Annotated in this window: 14 protein-coding genes and 1 tRNA gene; 9 read left to right on the plus strand and 6 right to left on the minus strand. The window is 65.9% G+C overall.

From position 1 onward, the window contains the following. Window positions 1-10: 10 nt before the first annotated feature. The 9 genes from ccmE (at window position 11) to DVT68_RS02215 (ending at window position 6,831) form a co-directional block, all read left to right on the plus strand. Entirely contained in the window at window positions 11-475 is a 465-nt protein-coding gene (gene ccmE / locus DVT68_RS02175; RefSeq protein ID WP_199535943.1) for a cytochrome c maturation protein CcmE, read from the plus strand. Further along, window positions 475-2,448 carry a heme lyase CcmF/NrfE family subunit gene (locus tag DVT68_RS02180; protein WP_114823413.1) on the plus strand — a complete coding sequence of 658 codons (1,974 nt, stop codon included), beginning with the start codon at window positions 475-477 and terminating at the stop codon, window positions 2,446-2,448. Before ccmE ends, DVT68_RS02180 begins: the two co-directional genes overlap by 1 nt. Then, window positions 2,445-2,987 carry a DsbE family thiol:disulfide interchange protein gene (locus DVT68_RS02185; RefSeq protein WP_114823414.1) on the plus strand — a complete coding sequence of 181 codons (543 nt, stop codon included), beginning with the start codon at window positions 2,445-2,447 and terminating at the stop codon, window positions 2,985-2,987. The genes DVT68_RS02180 and DVT68_RS02185 overlap by 4 nt, the downstream gene beginning before the upstream one ends. Then, entirely contained in the window at window positions 2,984-3,502 is a 519-nt protein-coding gene (locus DVT68_RS02190; RefSeq protein WP_114823415.1) for a cytochrome c-type biogenesis protein, read from the plus strand. The genes DVT68_RS02185 and DVT68_RS02190 overlap by 4 nt, the downstream gene beginning before the upstream one ends. Beyond that, the gene (locus DVT68_RS02195) at window positions 3,499-4,542 is read left to right on the plus strand and encodes a tetratricopeptide repeat protein (protein ID WP_114824346.1); all 1,044 of its coding nucleotides are present in this window, start codon (window positions 3,499-3,501) and stop codon (window positions 4,540-4,542) included. The genes DVT68_RS02190 and DVT68_RS02195 overlap by 4 nt, the downstream gene beginning before the upstream one ends. Then, window positions 4,542-5,645 (plus strand): homoserine O-acetyltransferase MetX, encoded by a 1,104-nt coding sequence (gene metX / locus DVT68_RS02200; RefSeq protein WP_114823416.1) that lies wholly within the window; start codon window positions 4,542-4,544, stop codon window positions 5,643-5,645. Before DVT68_RS02195 ends, metX begins: the two co-directional genes overlap by 1 nt. A 67-nt stretch (window positions 5,646-5,712) precedes the next feature. Next, the gene (locus DVT68_RS02205) at window positions 5,713-6,291 is read left to right on the plus strand and encodes a cysteine dioxygenase family protein (RefSeq protein WP_114823417.1); all 579 of its coding nucleotides are present in this window, start codon (window positions 5,713-5,715) and stop codon (window positions 6,289-6,291) included. Window positions 6,292-6,316: 25 nt separating this feature from the next. Beyond that, window positions 6,317-6,402, plus strand: a tRNA-Leu gene (locus DVT68_RS02210). A 195-nt stretch (window positions 6,403-6,597) separates the two neighbouring features. Continuing rightward, window positions 6,598-6,831: a hypothetical protein gene (locus DVT68_RS02215; protein WP_147281655.1), complete on the plus strand. Its 234-nt coding sequence runs from the start codon at window positions 6,598-6,600 to the stop codon at window positions 6,829-6,831. A 132-nt stretch (window positions 6,832-6,963) separates the two neighbouring features. Here DVT68_RS02215 and DVT68_RS02220 read toward each other — a convergent pair whose 3' ends face one another. The 6 genes from DVT68_RS02220 to DVT68_RS02245 all read right to left on the minus strand — a co-directional run bounded on the left by DVT68_RS02220 (window position 6,964) and on the right by DVT68_RS02245 (window position 17,151). Then, entirely contained in the window at window positions 6,964-7,932 is a 969-nt protein-coding gene (locus DVT68_RS02220; protein ID WP_114823419.1) for an SOS response-associated peptidase family protein, read from the minus strand. Between the two features lie 318 nt (window positions 7,933-8,250). Continuing rightward, a complete protein-coding gene (locus DVT68_RS02225; RefSeq protein ID WP_114823420.1) occupies window positions 8,251-8,565 on the minus strand; it encodes a hypothetical protein in 315 nt (104 codons plus the stop codon). A 274-nt stretch (window positions 8,566-8,839) separates the two neighbouring features. After that, window positions 8,840-11,245 (minus strand): efflux RND transporter permease subunit, encoded by a 2,406-nt coding sequence (locus DVT68_RS02230; protein WP_114823421.1) that lies wholly within the window; start codon window positions 11,243-11,245, stop codon window positions 8,840-8,842. A gap of 21 nt (window positions 11,246-11,266) precedes the next feature. After that, complete coding sequence (locus DVT68_RS02235) at window positions 11,267-12,334, minus strand: WD40/YVTN/BNR-like repeat-containing protein (protein ID WP_114823422.1); 1,068 nt, start codon at window positions 12,332-12,334, stop codon at window positions 11,267-11,269. A gap of 278 nt (window positions 12,335-12,612) precedes the next feature. Then, entirely contained in the window at window positions 12,613-13,962 is a 1,350-nt protein-coding gene (locus DVT68_RS02240; protein WP_114823423.1) for a DUF1329 domain-containing protein, read from the minus strand. Between the two features lie 501 nt (window positions 13,963-14,463). Beyond that, window positions 14,464-17,151, minus strand: coding sequence for a winged helix-turn-helix domain-containing protein (locus DVT68_RS02245; protein WP_114823424.1), 2,688 nt, complete (start codon window positions 17,149-17,151; stop codon window positions 14,464-14,466). Between the last annotated feature and the right edge of the window lie 298 nt (window positions 17,152-17,449).

Genomic DNA, 17,449 nt, shown 5'->3' on the forward strand with positions numbered 1-17,449 from the left:
GACCATCACCATGAACCCCACTCGCAAGCGCAGGCTCACCATCGCTCTTCTCGTGATCGCAGCGGCCGTCGTGTCGGTCGGACTGATCGTGTTCGCCCTGCAGCAGAACATGAACTACCTGTTCACCCCCAGCCAGGTGCAGTCCGGCGAAGCCACCAGCTACAAGAACTTCCGCCTCGGCGGCATGGTCAAGGCCGGCTCGATCCAGCGCAGCAGCGATTCGCTGAAGGTCACCTTCACCGTGGTCGACGCCAGCGGCTCCATGCCGGTGGAATACACCGGCATCCTCCCGGACCTGTTCCGCGACAACCAGTCGGTGATCGCCACGGGCCACATGGACAACGCGCGCTTCATCGCCACCGAAGTGCTGGCCAAGCATGACGAAACCTACATGCCCAAGGAGCTGAAGGACGCCATGGCCAAAGCGCACGCAGGCAAGCAGGTGAACGCGGAAGCCGCGCAGGACAAGCCGTAATGACACCCGAACTTGGCCAGCTCGCCCTGATCCTCGCCCTGCTGCTGGCGTTCGCCCAGGGCGTCCTGCCGCTGGTCGGCGCCTGGCGCGGCAACCGCGCGCTGATGGCTGTGGCGCGCCCGGCGGCTGCGGGACAGGCGGTGTTCGTCGGCATGGCCTTCGTGGTGCTGACCCTGGCCTTCCTGAACTTTGATTTTTCGGTGCAATACGTCGCCGACAACTCCAACCTCGCACTGCCCTGGTATTACCGCATCGCCGCGGTGTGGGGCGCGCACGAAGGTTCGCTACTGCTGTGGATCTTCATCCTCAACCTGTGGACGTTGGCGCTGGCCATCCTGAGCCGCAACCTGCCCGAGGTGTTCGTGGCGCGCGTGCTCGGCGTGCTTGGCCTGGTGGCGGTCGGCTTCCTCGCCTTCATCATCTTCACCTCCAACCCGTTCGCGCGCCTGCTGCCGATGCCGCCGGATGGCGGCGACCTCAATCCGGTACTGCAGGACCCGGGCATGACCTTCCACCCGCCCGTGCTCTACATGGGCTACGTGGGCTTCTCGGTGGCCTTCGCCTTCTCGATCGCGGCGCTGCTCGGCGGTGAGCTGGAACAGGCCTGGGTGCGCTGGGCGCGTCCGTGGACCAACGTCGCCTGGGGTTTCCTCTCTGCCGGCATCGTGGCGGGCAGTTGGTGGGCCTATGCGGAACTGGGCTGGGGTGGCTGGTGGTTCTGGGATCCGGTGGAGAACGCCAGCTTCATGCCCTGGCTGGTGGGCGCGGCGCTGATCCACGCACAGGCAGTCACCGAGAAGCGCGGTGGACTGCGTGCGTGGACCATCCTGCTTTCCATCTTCGCCTTCTCGCTGTCGCTGCTGGGCACCTTCCTGGTGCGCTCGGGCGTGCTCACCTCGGTGCATGCGTTCGCTTCCGATCCCAGGCGCGGCCTGTTCATCCTGTGCTTCCTCGCCGTGGTGGTCGGTGGCTCGCTGCTGCTCTACGCGCTGCGCGCGCCCAAGGTGGCGGGCGGCAAGCCGTTCAGCGTGGTGTCGCGCGAAACCGCAATCCTGATCGGTAACCTGATGCTGACCGTGGCAGCGGCGATGGTGCTGCTGGGCACCCTGTTCCCGCTGGTGGGCGATGCGCTGAACCTCGGCAAGATCTCGGTGGGCCCGCCTTATTTCGGTTTCCTGTTCACCCTGCTGATGATCCCGGTGGTGGCGCTGCTGCCGTTTGGTCCCTATCTGCGCTGGGGCAAGAGCGACAAGCCGCAGTTGGTGGCGGTGCTCTGGCGCGTCGCCATGGCCGCGGCTGCCTGCGCCATCGTGGCCGCCTTCCTCACCGACGGCGAAGCCAAGGCTATTGCTGGCGTCGCTGCGGCAGTCTGGTGTGGTTTCGGCACCCTGCTCTACGTGATCAAGCGCTGGCGCGAGATGCCGGCGGGCCGTCGCTATCCGCCGGAGATGGCCGGCATGCTGCTGGCGCATATGGGCGTGGGCGTGTTCCTTGCTGGCGTGTTGCTGACCAATGCGCTCAGCGTCGAGCGCGACGTGCGCGTGGCGCCCGGCCAGACCGAGAGCATTGGCGGCTACGAGTTCCGCTTCGATGGCGTGCAACAGACGCAGGGACCGAACTGGCAGGGCGACCAGGGCACGGTGACGGTGATGCGCCATGGCCAGGAGGTCGCCGTGATGCATCCGCAGAAGCGCACCTACCTGCGCGGCCAGGTGCAAACCGAATCGGCGATCAACCCCGGCCTGTTCCGCGATCTCTACGTGGCGCTGGGCGAACCGATGGACCGCAATCAGCCGGGCGGCGCGTGGGCGCTGCGCCTGTATGACAAACCGTTCGTGCGCTGGATCTGGGCCGGTGGCCTGCTGATGATGCTGGGTGGCTTCTTCGCCGCCGCCGACCGCCGCTTCCGCACCAAGCGCGTCGCGGAAACCGAAGCGGTCCCCGCCGTCGTGCTGCAGGAGTCGGGTGCATGAGCCGCCTGCTGCCCTTCTTCGGTTTCCTGCTGCTGGTGGCCTTGTTCGGCTTCGGCATCTGGTGGAACACCCAGCACGACCAGCGCGAGGTGCCCTCGCCGCTGATCAACAAGCCGGCGCCGGCGTTCGTGCTGCCCAAGCTGGACGACCCCGCGCAGACCGTCAGCCGCGACAGCCTGATGGGCAAGCCGTATCTCATCAACGTGTTCGCCAGCTGGTGCGTCGCCTGCGGTGAGGAACATCCGGTGCTGATGGCGCAGGGCAAGTCCATCGGCGTGCCGGTCATCGGATACAACTACAAGGATGCGCCGGATGACGCGAAGGCCTGGCTGGCCCAGCACGGCAATCCCTACGACACCGTGATCGTGGATCAGGAAGGCCGCACAGCCATCGACTTTGGCGTGTATGGCGCGCCTGAGAGCTTCCTCGTCGATGGCAAGGGTGTCATCCGCTACAAGCGCATCGGGCCGCTGACGCCTGAAGCGATCGACAAGGAACTCAAGCCCGCCATCGCCGCGCTCGCCAAGGAGCAGCCATGACCCACGGGTTTGCCTCGGCAGGCGCGCATCCCGTGCGCGGCCACCAGACGCAGCGGCGCTCATGGCATCGCGCGCTGCGTGCGCTCCTGCCGCTCCTGCTCTTTCTGCTTGCCGGCGTGGCCATGGCCCAGGCCATCGATCCGCTGCCGTTCAAGGACCATGCGCAGGAAGTCCGCTTCCAGAACCTCACGCGCGAACTGCGCTGCCTGGTGTGCCAGAACGAAAACCTTGCCGACTCCAACGCGGATCTCGCGCGCGACCTCCGGCATGAGGTGTTCGACCTGATGCAGCAGGGCAAGAGCGACGAGGAGATCAAGCAGTACCTCGTCGACCGCTATTCCGATTTCGTGCTGTACGACCCGCCGGTGCGGCGCAGCACGCTGCTGTTGTGGTTTGGCCCGCTGGCGATCCTGCTGGCCGGCGCCACGGTGGTGGTGGTCACCGTGCGTCGACGTGGCCGGGTAGCCCCCGCTGCCGCCGATGACAAGCCGAGCGACGAAGGGGACGATTGGTGAGGCTGGCTTTCTTTGTGATCGCCGCGGTGATGGTCGCCGCGGCCCTGTCTGCGTTGTTGCTCCCGCTGATGCGTCACGGCCGCCGGCAAGGCCGCTCACGCGGCGTGTTTGCGCTGGCGCTGGGCCTGGCGTTCGTGTTGCCGATCGCAGCGGTAGGTCTCTATCTGGCCGTCGGCACGCCGGTAGCGTTGAATGGCGTGGAGCATCAGCCCCAGCAGATGAACATCGAGCAGGCGGTGGGCGAACTCAAGACCCACCTCGCCCAGCAACCCGATGATCTGCAGGGCTGGATGCTGCTCGGACAGACTTCCAGCGTGATGCATCGTCCCGCGGATGCACGCGATGCCTACGACCACGCGCTGCGTCTGGACGCCGACAACAGCGTCGCCATGGTGGGCTGGGCCGAAGCCGATTCCCTGCTGCGCGAAGACCATCGCATCGAAGGCCGCGCCGCCGAGCTGCTGCAACGCGCGGTGAAGCTGGACCCACAGAGTCAGCGCGGCCTTTGGCTGCTCGGCATCAGCCAGTTCCAGCACGATCAGTACGCTGAAGCCGCCGCCACCTGGCGCCAGTTGCAGCCGCAGCTGGAACCGGGCTCCAGCGTTGCCAAGGCGGTAGCCGAGCAGATCTCGGTGGCTGACGCGCGCGCCGGCCATGACGGCAAGACAGAACCGTCCACCGATGCCGCCCCGCAGGGGCCGGCGCTGCAGGTGCAGGTGAACCTGTCGCCGGCGCTCAAGGGCAAGCTTGCTCCCGGTGATACGTTGTTCGTCTACGCACGCGCCGAACAAGGCCCACCGATGCCGCTGGCCGTTGCAAGACTGGACGCCACCGCCCTGCCCGCGACGGTCACCCTCACCGATGCGATGGGCATGACACCCCAGTTCAAACTATCCTCGGCGCCGCGCGTGTTCGTCGGCGCCCGCATCAGCAAGAGCGGCCAGGCCATCGCCCAGGCTGGCGACCTCGAGGGCGATGCCGGCGTGGTTGACGTCAACACCCACTCGCCGATCAAGATCACCATCGACAAGGTTCATTGATGACCCGGGATGCCCGCCGTTACGTTGCCCTGCCCTCGCCCTTCGCGATGAAACGGGGCGGTGAACTGCACGGCGCCCGTGTCGCTTTTGAAACATGGGGAGAGTTGAGCGCGGCGCGCGACAACGCCGTGCTCATCCTCACCGGCCTCTCGCCGAGCGCGCACGCCGCCTCCAATGCGGTCGATCCCTCGCCAGGCTGGTGGGAGCCGATGATCGGGCCGGGCAAGGCCATCGACACCTCGCGCTGGTTCGTGATCTGCGTGAACTCGCTGGGCAGCGACAAGGGCTCCACCTGCGCAGCTTCCCTCAACCCGGCGACCGGCGAACCCTACCGCCTCGATTTCCCCGAGCTGTCGCTGGAGGACGTGGCCAACGCAGCCAACGTCGTGGTCGACAGTCTCCGCATCGAGCAGCTTGCCTGCCTGATTGGCTGCTCGATGGGCGGCATGAGCGCGCTGGCGTACATGGCGCTGCATCCGGGCAGCGTACGTGCGCACATCAGCGTGGACACCGCGCCGCAAGCGCAGCCGTTCGCCATCGCCATCCGCTCGCTGCAACGCGAAGCGATCCGGCTGGACCCGAACTGGAACCACGGCCACTACGACTACGATCGTTACCCGATCGATGGCATGAGCATCGCCCGCAAGCTTGGCGTCATCACCTATCGTTCGGCGATGGAATGGAATGGCCGCTTCGCGCGCATCCGGCTGGACGCGGAACATCGCGACGACAATCCGTTCGGGCTGGAATTCGAGGTGGAGTCGTACCTCGAAGGCCACGCGCGACGCTTCGTGCATACGTTCGACCCCAACAGCTATCTCTACCTGTCGCGCGCCAGCGACTGGTTCGACATCTCCGAATATGGCGACGGCAGCGTGATGGAAGGCCTCAAGCGCATCCGCATCGAAAAGGCGATGGTGATCGGCGTCAGTACCGACATCCTGTTCCCGCTTGAGCAGCAAGAGCAAATCGCCGATGGCCTGCGCGCCGCTGGCGCAGAGGTCGACTTCGTGGCGCTGGATTCACCGCAGGGCCACGACGCGTTCCTGGTCGACATTCCCAACTACAGCCGCGCGATCGGCGGTTTCCTCGCCCGACTCTGAACGGCTGCCTGCGCCCCTCGCCCGGCGCTGCTAAGATGGGCGGGCAGCACCGCAGCCCGAGAACGACATGCTTACCCTGGACTTCCCCGGTTCCCGCAAACTGATCGACGCCATTGACGCCGCCGTTGCACACGATTGCACGCGCGCCGTTACCGACAGCCTGCGCAACAGCCTGTGCAACTTGATCCGCGGCAAGGAAGTGAAGCTTCCGGACTGCGTGTTCGAGACCGCCGAGGGCCGCTATGCCCGCCGCGAGCTTTATCGCAGCGATGAGCACGGCTATTGCGTGGTGGCGATGACCTGGGGCCCGGGCCAGGGCACCCCGATCCATGATCACTGCGGCATGTGGTGCGTGGAAGGCGTCTGGAGCGGCGCGCTCGAAGTGGTGCAGTACGAGCGCCTCGCCGACGAGGACGGTAATTACCGCTTCCAGCCGGTCGGCTCGATCCAGGCCGGCCCCGGCTCCGCCGGCAGCCTGATCCCGCCCCACGAGTACCACACGATCCGCAACCCCAGCGACGACGCCGTCGCGGTCAGCCTGCACATCTATTCGGGCCAGATGACGCACTGCGCCATCTTCCAGCCCCTGGGCCACAACCAGTACCAGCGCACTGATCGTCAGCTGGGACTCGACCCGGTCCACTGAACCCGGCATAATGGCTCGCTGCAGTGCCGGTGTGGCGGAATGGTAGACGCGGCGGACTCAAAATCCGCTGGCAGCGATGTCGTGTAGGTTCGAGTCCTATCACCGGTACCAATCGAAGAAGAAAAAGCCCGCCTTTTGGCGGGCTTTTTTGTTGGCGCACCGCAGGCCTCAAAATCTTCGCGCGAGTCTCACGTCGGCACCACGTGCGAACGTGTGCAACCGATCGTGAACGGATGACGCACATTCACGGGTAGGCAGGGCAGCGGCTGTTAGTCTCGGATGACCGTCCCCACGGAGGTCATGCAGATGCGAACCGTGATCCACACCGAAGAGATTGGTGATGACGTTCTGAGCGTCATTGAGATCAACCCTGAGGGTTCTCCCGAACTCAGTGTGTTTGATTACGAGATCCGGCGGCGCCTTGCCGGCACCAAGCTGACGGGTCCCTATGTCGATGGCACACGCTCGTTCAATTCGGCGCGCGAAGCACTCAGGGCCGGCCGAGCGAGGCTTCAGGCGCACGAAACGGCAAAGGCCTGAGTTCCAATCCGTCGCCAAAGGCGTTTGCGAGATGCATGAGCACGACGCGCCATGGCAATCGCGCCTGTCGGGTCTCGTCGCAAACTGGCCCGATCTGTTCGCCGCCGATGGATCACCGTCCCGCCGTCTCTTTCATGCCGCAAGTCGGTTGGCGTAGTACGGTCGCGCCCGATCATCCAGGATGGCGTATTGCGCCGCCAGGTTGTCGGGGTCGGGGTTGAGCCAAGCGTCGAGGTGCTCGGGTTTGATCGGCACGATGCAGCGGTCGTGGCCGGCCGCGGCGATTTCCTCGGGCGGTTCGTCGGTGATCGCCGCAAAGGAAAACAGATCCATGCCTTCGTCGCCGTGGGGGGACATGTTCCACAGGCAGGCCACCAGCATCTCCTGCGGTGGTTGAGGATCGAATTCGAGCACGACGTTTTCCTCCTTCTCGCCGGGAGCGAGTTCCCTGCCCTCTGCCTTGTGGCGCGCGACGTTCTCGTAGAACCGGGTGACGATCACGATGCCGTGCCGGTGGCCGAACAGCTTGCCCCAGGTCTCCTCGAGCTTGTCGCGCCGCGCGTTGTAGGTGCCTGGGTATTTGCGCTCGATCGCCTCGTTCCAGCCGGGTAGCCGGCACTGGTAGCGCATGGGAACGACGATGCGCTGACCGTCCTTTTCGATCATGACGGGGGCCCACATGCCCGGGTAGATGCGCGAATCCTTGTCTGCGGGCTGGGTGCGTGTCAGCTCGTGCAGGTTGCCCTGCGCCGCCTTCACTTTCCTGGACGCGATGCGCTGATCGTCGGCCGCCTTCCTGGTGGGCTTCGGGCCGGCCAGAACGGCCTCCGCCTTGGCCAGGCGCTCCTGTTGGGCCGCCACTTCCTTGTAGAGCTTCTCGGCAAGATCCCGGTCGCCCTCGGCCACGAGCTTCGCCAGCTCGAAGCCTTCCTCGCCCTGCGGCGCTCGGAACGCCTCGCGCATACTCTTGGGAATCTTGGACCAGCCGCCGTCCTTGCGCTTCTCCCAGAACAACTCGACGAAGCGCTTGATGCTGATGACGGCGCCCCAGGTGCGCACGAAGTCGTGATAGTCAGCCTTGATCTGCGCGGAATAGCACACGGCCTGCGCCTCCCCGGCGAAATGGCCCCTGCGTAACCCTGCAAAGCGAAGTCGATGGCGGCAGGCCCACGATAGTCCATCCGGCCGGAACCGGGGTAATCCGGCCATTGGCGCGTGTGATTCTTCCACCTTCGGATAGCGAAGATCAGCCAGGTATCGGAAACGCCAGAGTGGGCGTGGATTCAACGGTGGGGCGGCGCCCGTCCGCCGTCCGGATACTCATCTCGCCACTTCCTGGTCAACGCCCGATGTCTATACCGTCGAGCCGCCATGCATCATCGACACCTTCTTCAACCATCCTTGCGCACGGCGCCGATATCAGCACTCCGCGCAAGGGACGCGTCTCGGGGACGCGCTTGCTATCAACGTGCCGTTCCACCGCATCGGTTCGAGGCTAGAGTCGGACTGAAGCGTGCGAGCGTTCTCGGCGCCGGCCTCGAGGGCAGCGTCCAGCGCAGCCTGCATGTTGTCGAAGCTGATCAGCGTACGACCCGTGGTCAATGCTTCCCACCGGCAATGGTCGGCGTTGGGCGAACGGAACAGGGTCCAGGCGCCAATCCAGGTTTCTCGATGGTCGTGCCCGCTCGCGACGGCTTCGCAATCCAGCAGATAATTCCCGACCAGCACAGCCATGCATGAACTCCATTTCAGGATACGCACGTGCACGAAAACACTGCACCGACGGCAGGCGTGGCGCGCGAATGTTCGGATGGCTGTTGGGGAGGGGGGAAGCCGCGAACGGCGGTAGCTTACTGCCGTCGACTGAAATACCAAACATGACAATGGTCATGGGCGACGGGCCCAGAGCACATCAATCCGCCGCAATCAATTCGGGCGCGGCGATCTTGTGTGCGAGGGTACTGATGGACGGCGGATCCTCAGTGGATCCGCCGCCACGCGGCAAGGCTCAGGTCGCCTTGCGCAGCAGGAAGTGCGAAAGCGCCGGGATGAGGATCAGCGCGCCCACCATGTTCCACAGGAACATGAAGGTCAGCAGGATGCCCATGTCGCCCTGGAACTTGATCGGCGAGAACGCCCAGGTCACGACGCCGGCGGCCAGTGTGACACCGACCAGCGCCACCACCTTGCCGGTGAACTGCACCGCACGGCGGTAGGCCTGGGCGAGCGGCACGCCGGCCCGTTGCTGGGCGAGCTGGATCGACAGCAGGTACAACGCATAGTCGACGCCGATGCCCACGCCAAGCGCAATGACCGGCAGCGTAGCCACCTTCACGCCGATGCCCAACGCGACCATCAACGCCTCGCACAGGATCGAGGTGAGCATCAGCGGCACCACCGCCACCACCACCGCCCGCCACGAACGGAAGGTGATGAAACACAGCACGATCACAGCGCCGTACACGTAGAACAGCATGGTGCGATCAGCTTCGCGCACCACGATATTCGTCGCCGCCTCGATACCGGCGCTGCCGGCCGCCAGCAGGTACTGGCGATCGGTCGCGCCGTGGTCCTTGGCGAAAGACTCGGCGGCGGCGACCACGCGATTCAGCGTCTCGGCGCGGTGGTCGGTGAGATAGGCGATGACCGGCATCACCGAGCAGGCGTTGTTGAACAGGTCCGGGTTGTTCACCGACGCCTGCTGGGCGCCGTAGTTCAGCACGTCCTGGTTGCGCGCGATGGTGAGCCACTTGGGGCTGCCCTCGTACGAGCCCGCCGTGATCTGGCGCACCGCATCGCCAAGGAACAGCGTGGTCTGCACGCCGGGCACCTGCCGCAACGCCCAAGCCAGCCGGTCCGCCTCGACCAGCGTCGGATATTTCAGGCAGCCTTCGGCCGGCGTCTTCACGATCACCGCGAACACGTCGCTGGACAGTGAGTAGTTGCCGGTGACATAGGCGTTGTCGCGGTTGTAGCGCGAGTCGGCGCGCAACTCGGGAGCGCCGGATTCGAGATCGCCGATCTTCAGGTGCCTGCTCACGGCAAAGCCACCCACCGCCAGCACCGCCGCCACAGCCAGGGCGGCCACCGCCCAGCGGCGGCTGGTGAAGCGATCGAGCACGTCCCACACGCCGCCTTGGCTCGCGCCTTCGGCCTCCGCAAATTCGGCGCGAAGGCTGCGCTCGGCCGCGGCCGGCGAGACGCCGGTGAAGGACAGCAGCACTGGCAACAGCAGCAGGTTGGTGAAGATCAGCACCGCCACGCCGACGCTTGCGGTGAGCGCGAGATCCTTGATGACCGGAATGTCGATCACCATCAGCACGCCAAACCCGACGGCATCGGCAAGCAGCGCGGTAACGCCGGCCAGGAACAGTCGACGGAATGTGTAGCGCGCCGCCACCAGGCGATGGGTGCCACGACCGATGTCCTGCATGATGCCATTCATCTTCTGCGCGCCATGCGAAACACCGATGGCGAAGATCAGGAACGGCACCAAAATCGAGAACGGGTCAAGCGAGAAACCCAGCGCAGCGACAAGACCCAGCTGCCACACCACCGCCACCGCCGAGCACAGGATCACCAGCGCGGTGCTGCGCACGCAGCGCGTATAGGCGTAGATCACCATCATCGCGATCAGCGCGGCGATGCCGAAGAAGCTCATCACCTTGACCAGGCCGTCGATCAGATCGCCGACCAACTTGGCGAAACCGATCACGTGCAGGTGAACCTTCACGCCCGGCGTTGCCTCATAGCGCTGACGAATCTCGTCCAGCTTGCGCGACAGGTCGCGGTAGTCGATCGGCTTGCCGGTCTCCGGATCCTTCGCCAGCAGGGGCACAAAGATCATGCTGGACTTGAAATCGTTGCCGACGAAGCGGCCGACGATGCCCGAGCGGGCGATATTCAGCTTGAGCTGGGCCGTTGCTTTCGGCGATCCATCGAAGTTGTCCGGCATCACCGGGCCGCCGCGGAAACCTTCCTCGGTCACTTCGGTCCAGCGCACGGACGGCGTCCACAGCGACTTCAGCCAGGCGCGATCCACGCCACGGGTCAGGAACAGATCGTCGTTGATCTTCTTGAGGACGTCCTGGTACTTCGGATCAAAGATGTTGCCGTCCTCGTTCTCCACCACCACGCGCAGGGAATTGCCCAGGCCACGCAGTTCGCCGGCGTTGTCCAGGTAGTTGCGGATGTAGGGATGGTGGCTCGGTATCATCTTCTCGAAGCTGGCGTTGAAGCTCAGCCTCGTCACCGCCACCCAGCCAAGCAGCACCGTGGCGACGGCGCAGACCAGCATCATGACCAGGCGATGATTGAACACCAGGCGTTCAAGCAGGTTGCCGGAGTTCTTGTCGAAATCGTTCAACTCGCTGACCACGGGCATGCGGTCCAGCTGCATCGTTACTGCGCTCATCGTGGGTGTCTCCTAACCTTCTCAGTGCAACGCCTGCGCGCTCACCCCAAGCGCGCCGGCAATCACGATGGCGTCGCCGGTCACGGCGACCGCCGATGCGGGCACGGGCTTGGCCGGACGGTATGACGTGAAGTGCGCGCCGCTGTCGCGGCTGAGCAGTACGTTGCCGGCCTGGCTCACGAGGGCCAGTCCATGCCTGCCAAACGTGGTGGCGCCGGTAATGCCTTCCGGGACGCCGGTGTCGATGGATTGCCAGTTCGCGCCGCCATCGGTGCTGCGGTAGGCATTGCCGCGAAGGCCGTACACGATCACTGCGTCAGCGTTGCCGACGGCGCCGAAATAGGTGCCCTTGTAGGGCGTGGTGACGGCACGGAAGCGGTTGGCTGCGCGGTCGAGCTTGAGCACCAGGCCCTGCTCGCCGGTGATGTAGACGTCCGAACCGATGCCGCGCACGGCGTACAGGTGGAGCTGGTCCGGGTTCTCCGTGCGTTCGAACCAGGAGATCCAGGTCTGGCCACCGTCGGTGGTCTCGAAGATCAGGTTGAAGGCGCCGACGATGAAGCCGTGGTGCTCATCGGCAAACCAGACGTCAAGGAACGGATTCTCCGCGCCCTGCGCCGCGATGCGGTTGGCGTCGTCGATCACCTTGTCGGCTTCCTCGGTGCTGCCGAGCTCGCCCCTGGCGGCGCGCGCCCGAAGCTGCTCCATCATCAGCTGACCTACCCGCCGTCCGTCCAGCTGTCTGATCCAGGTGGCGCCGCCATCACTGGTGTGCAACACGACGCCGTCGTGCCCCACCGCCCATCCCTGTTGCGGCGTCGGGAAGCTCACCGCCACCAGATCCGAAGACACCGGAACCACCGCCTGTCGCCAGCTGCCGCCACCGTCATCGGAGTACACGATCTGGCCACGCTGGCCGACGGCAACGACACGCTTTCCCGCCAGCGCCAGGCCGTTGAGCAGTCCCTTGGCAGCCAGGGGGCTCATGCTCGCCGGCGAGTCCAGCACGTCGGTGAAGCCCGCGAACGACGAGGCTGGCAGGAAGAGAGCGAGCGCGACCAGCGCGCGACAAAAGCGTTGCAGCATCATGGGATGTCCCAGGAAACGAATAACCAGTGCTTGCATGTCAGCGTGACCGCGCGGTTCGGTGACTCGCGACATGCGTCGAGTGGGCTGGCGCCTCAGAGTGCGAAGGCAGGGCCACCGCCGCTCCGAACCGACAAAGCGGGAAGCGCGGCCCGTGACGGGCCGCGCCTTTTCCTTCACGGAGCGGCATCTCACCCATATGCCACCCCGCTCGCCACGCGGTGGTGATGCGCACGTTGTGCTTCACTCGTGCGCCATCACCGCCGCGCCATCCGCAACAATCAGCGGATGCCCGAGCCCGCCAGCGACGACGGCGCCCAGTCGCGCTCCGACAGCGGCTTGGTGTAACGGTAGCCGCCGGTTTCGCCAGCGAAACCGGTCACCTCGTACGAGCCCCCGACCAGGTCGTAGATGCTGTGCAGGTCGGCCAGCGGCGCAGGCACGTCGTAGCTCGGCGTGATGTACGCAAAGCCAGCGCGGAACAGTTGGCCACGGGCGTCATATTCGTCCGAGGCCACGGCGGCCCAGCTGTCCTCGTCGAGGTAGAACCGGCGCTTGCTGTAAATGTGGCGCTTGCCGTCGACCAGCGTTGCCTCCACCACCCACACGCGATGCTTCTCCCAGCGCACGTCGTCCGGGTTGATGAAGCCCGGCTTGAGCAGGTCGCTCGCCTTGGAGTCGTACGCCATCTTGTAGTCGTTGTAAGGAACGAACAGTTCCTTCTTGCCGATCAGCTTGAAGTCGTAACGTTCCATGGAACCGTTGAACAGGAACACGTCATCGAACGTCGAGGCGCCGCCCGAACCGGGATTGGGCGTATCGAAGGAAAGATCCGGCGCCACCTTCACGCGACGCTGGCCGGGCAGGTACTGCCAGGCGCGACGACCGTTGGCGCTGTAGTTGAGCGGATCAATGATCTGCATCGCTTCGCCTGCACGGCGGGCGGGGCCGCTGTAGGTCAGGCGCTGCTGCCAGTACGACTCGGCATTGGGCTTGGAGACATCCCAGTAGGGATATTCCTCGACCGCATCGGCCTCAACGGAGAGCGCCGGCGTGCCCGAAGCGTCCACGTTGTAGTTGCGATACTTGGCGGCGTACGCCACGCCATTGAAGCGGACCAGGTGATTCCACATCGCCTCAAAACCGGTCGACGGCTCCGGGAACGGGAAACCGGCATGGCAACCGCTCATCGAGCGACCACCGTCGGACGTCTTGGCATCGACCGCGCACTTCGCCGTGTTGTCAGTCACGAACTTCGGAAAGGCCGCCGTGCGATGCGTCGGATAGACGTCGATGTGGTAGCCCGGATACTTCTTCATCAGGGCCTTCGTGCCTTCGGTCAGTTCGGCCGAGTACTTGTCCATGTTCTTCGCATCGATCGAGAGCAAGGGCTTCTCGCCAGCGAAGGGATCCGGGCGCACGCCGCTTCCCGCCTTGAACGACGCCGGTGCGCTGGTGAGCCCACCGGTGTAGGCAGGGATCGAGCCGTCGGCGTTACCGGCCTTTTCGGCCCCGACCGCCGTAAGCGTGGCGCCGAGCTTTTGGGCTTCCACGGACGATACGCCGGCGTGGCTCACGCCACACAACAGGGCGGCGACGGCCCCAGCCATCAGGGCTTTGCGGAATTGCATGCGCATACTCCTCACAATTGTGATTCCAGTGTCGGGAGCCTGCGGTACAACACGTGCGGCAGCATGCATTGCATCGCCTCCTCCCCAGGCAATGAGCACAAGCCCCGTCACCGCTGCGATGTGCATGTGCACAACGTTGTTGCCGGCTACGCTGCCTTGCTCGTCTCGTCCGCCGACGCCGGTTTCGCCCTGTCGTGGACGAAACCGCACGAGGGCGGTCGGTACCCATTGTTGGAAGTGGCGCGGCGCGCACCCCCCCCAAAACGCCGGGGGGAGGGGTGGATGCGCCCGTCACGCCGTGGCTCTCGAAAGGCGTGGGATTCCCGCTGAGGCGGGACAAGCGCATGGCGCGCGAAAGGCCCGTAGGGCCCGGCCGGAGCGGTTGATGCAGATCGCTAGCGCCCTGAAGGGACGAGCGCTAGATCCCGGCGTGCGCCGGCATCAAAAGCAGGACGGCCACGTTTGCCCCCCCGACCGGGTGGCGCAAACGCCAGCGTATGGCTATTCCAGACCCTGCAGCAGCCCGAGCAGCTGGGCCCGGTGCACGACGTGCCGACGCGTGCCCACGCCGAGCTTGCCGAACAGGTTCTTGAGGTGCCACTTGATGGTCGCCTCGCCCACCGCCATGGCCTGGGCGATTTCCTTGTTGGAAAGATTGCGCGCCAGCAGCTCCAGTACTTCACGTTCCTTGGGCGTCAGCACCATGCTGGGCACCACGCGCGGCCCGCCCTGGCGCAAGTCGGCCGGAGGATTGACCACGCGCGCCGGCGCCGACTCGGTGTCCGCCGCGCCACCGCCTTCCTCGGCGACGCGATAGGCCCAGTCGGACAGCACAGGATGGGTGTCGACGAAGATGCGCTTGTAGCCGTAGGTCCGGGCCAGGCTCATTGCTTCGAGCAGCAGCACGCGGCCATCCTCGCCATTGCGATCCAGCGCAAAGGCGCGCAATGCCATGCACTCGATACGGAAACGCCCCAGCCGCGCCTGTTCCGCCAACGGCGCGGCGCGCGACACGGCCTCGATCACCCCCGGCCAGTCCTGCGCCGCCATCGCGGCGTAGGCGTACGCCATGCCCGTCAGCATCTCCACATTGCGCCGCCACAGCGGTCCACGCCGGGGCGACTCGGTCGAGATCAGTTCCTCCATGCGCGCGATCAGCGCGTTGCAGGTCTCGCGACGGAAGCGGCCAGCGTGCAGGCGCACCTGCTCGCCCAGACTGGCCACGCACAGACGCGGCAGGCGCCGCGCCACGCCGATGGCATAGGAGGCCTCCAGCAGGTCGAGCGCGCGGTGCTCCTCGCCCTGCGCCGCAGCCACTCGAGTGGCGGTGCGGTACCCGACCAGCATCGCCTCCGGCGCCCCTACCCGCTCCAGCACATCCAGTCGGTTGGCCAGCAAGGCGACAGCCTCGTCCACCCGGTCACGCTCGTAGGCCACGGTCGCCAGCAGCGAGGCGAACATGCAGGCCAGCGGATGCCTCCGGCCGAGCTTGGCGTCGATGGACGCCAGCGCCAGGCGCAAGCCTTCCTCGCCGAGCAACAGCTGTCCTTCCCACAGATAGCTCAGCCCGACGATGAATTCCCCCCAGCGCACCACGTAGTCCGCTGCGGGCGGAAACTCCCCGTTCGAAAGGCTCAGCAAGCGGCGACGTGCCTCGGCCGGATCACCCTGCAGCAGCGCCAACATGGCCAGTCGGTTGACATGCATCAACCTGAATTTCGGCTCGACGCCGGCAGGTACTTCACTCCATGGCGCGAACATGGCCACGCAGCGATCCGGATCGTCCGCGTAGTAGGCCGCGCCGCTGGCGATCAGGACGCACTCGTAGCGCAGCGCGAAATCGACATCCGGGCGCGAGAGGATCAGGCCGACCATGCGCTCGGCCTCTTCGTGTCGCTCGCTCACCGCGAGCGCCCAGGCCGCTGCCAGGCGCAGCTGGGGGTGCTGGTCGAGCACGCTCTCCGGCAACACTTCGAGCCAGTCACGCATGGTGCTGGTGTGCCCTTGTGTCACCGCCTCGTACAGGCCCTGCTGGGCCAGATCGAAAGCTACCCCTTCGTGCCCTGCCTCGCGCGCATGCCGCGCCGCCGGGGTGAGCATGCCGTGGCTGGCCAGCCAGACCTGCGCGCGGCCGTGAAGCTCGTTTCGCTCCTGTTCCGGCAGCTCGGCCAGCCGGCTGCGCAGGGCGTCACTCGCCAGCAAATGCAGGCGGTACCAGTCCGAATCCTCGCCGACCACGAAGATAGGCGTGTCCCGGGCCAGGCGCGCCAGGCGCTGCGGGGACTCTTCGTCCCCCGTCAGCGCAACGCACAGCTCGGGATGCAACTGGTCGACAATGGCGATGCGTGTGAGGAAGGCGACGTCCTCGGGCGCGAGCTTGGCGGTCAGGGCATCGACCAGTTGATTGCGCGAGGTGGGCGAATGCGCCCCCACGACGCTGCGTGGATCACTGCCCCGCTCCATCGCGGCAAGCAGCAACTGCAAGCCGAGCGGCCAGCCTTCGGTCATGTCGTGCAGGCGGGCGCAGGTGTCGGGGTCGGCCTTGGCGCCGATGCGGTTGCGCACCAGCGACATGGTCTCCTCCAGCGTAAAGCGGAGGGTTTCCACGCCCACCGAGGCGCAATGGCCGTAGGCGCGCAGGTCGGCCACCATGGGGTTGAGGTCGCCGCGTCCGGCCACCACCACCCGCAGGTTCGGCGGCGCGTTGTGCAGCAGGTAGTCCAGCGAGGCGAGGACATTCGCGGACATGCGATCGCCTTCGTCGATCATCAGCACCAGCGACAGCGAGGCCTGGGCCACTTCGCTCAGCCAGGCCGTGATGCCTTCGAACTCGCCCACCGTCGCGGCGAGGCCTTCCAGCAAGGTGGCGCCGAAATTCGGGCGCCCGCAGCCCATGCGCACGGCCAGCACCAGGCTGTACAGCATGCGCTGGGGGTCCGGGCTGCCCTCGGCCGAGATCCACGCCACCGCCGAGCCCTTCGCCAGGTACTCGTGTCGCCATTGGGCCAGCAGGGAGGTCTTGCCGAAGCCGGGCGGAGCCTGCACCAGGATGATCGACCGGTCGCGAAACTGCTCGTCGTCCAGGCTCAGCCGGGGACGCACCAACAGGTGTCGCGGCGCCCGCGGCGGCGTGGTCTTCAACACCAGTTCGGCGATGGCGGGGGCGGCTCCGCCGGGGGTGATGGCCATCAGGCGAGTCCAGAGAAGCGGAAACCAAGATCTCCGATGTGATGACACAAACCCGACCGGGGATGCGCGCCACCTCTTGCCGCTCGCGTCCGTGGCCGGCGTGGCAACACGTCGATTGTAGACGCGCGGCGGCGGGCCTGGCCACCCGCCGCGCCGCTCCAAGCCCCCTCCTAGCAGGGGGGGGAGTCGACACCGTGCCGTCCGTAGTCTGAGCCTCGTGGCAAATGGGGTGGGGACGTCCCTGCCGGGCTGCCGAGGCGGCCCGGCAGGCGCGACGTCCACCGTCCGGATCATGCCC

Origin of the sequence: Dyella solisilvae (genome assembly GCF_003351225.1) — a bacterium.
GTDB classification, from domain to species: Bacteria; Pseudomonadota; Gammaproteobacteria; order Xanthomonadales; family Rhodanobacteraceae; genus Dyella; species Dyella solisilvae.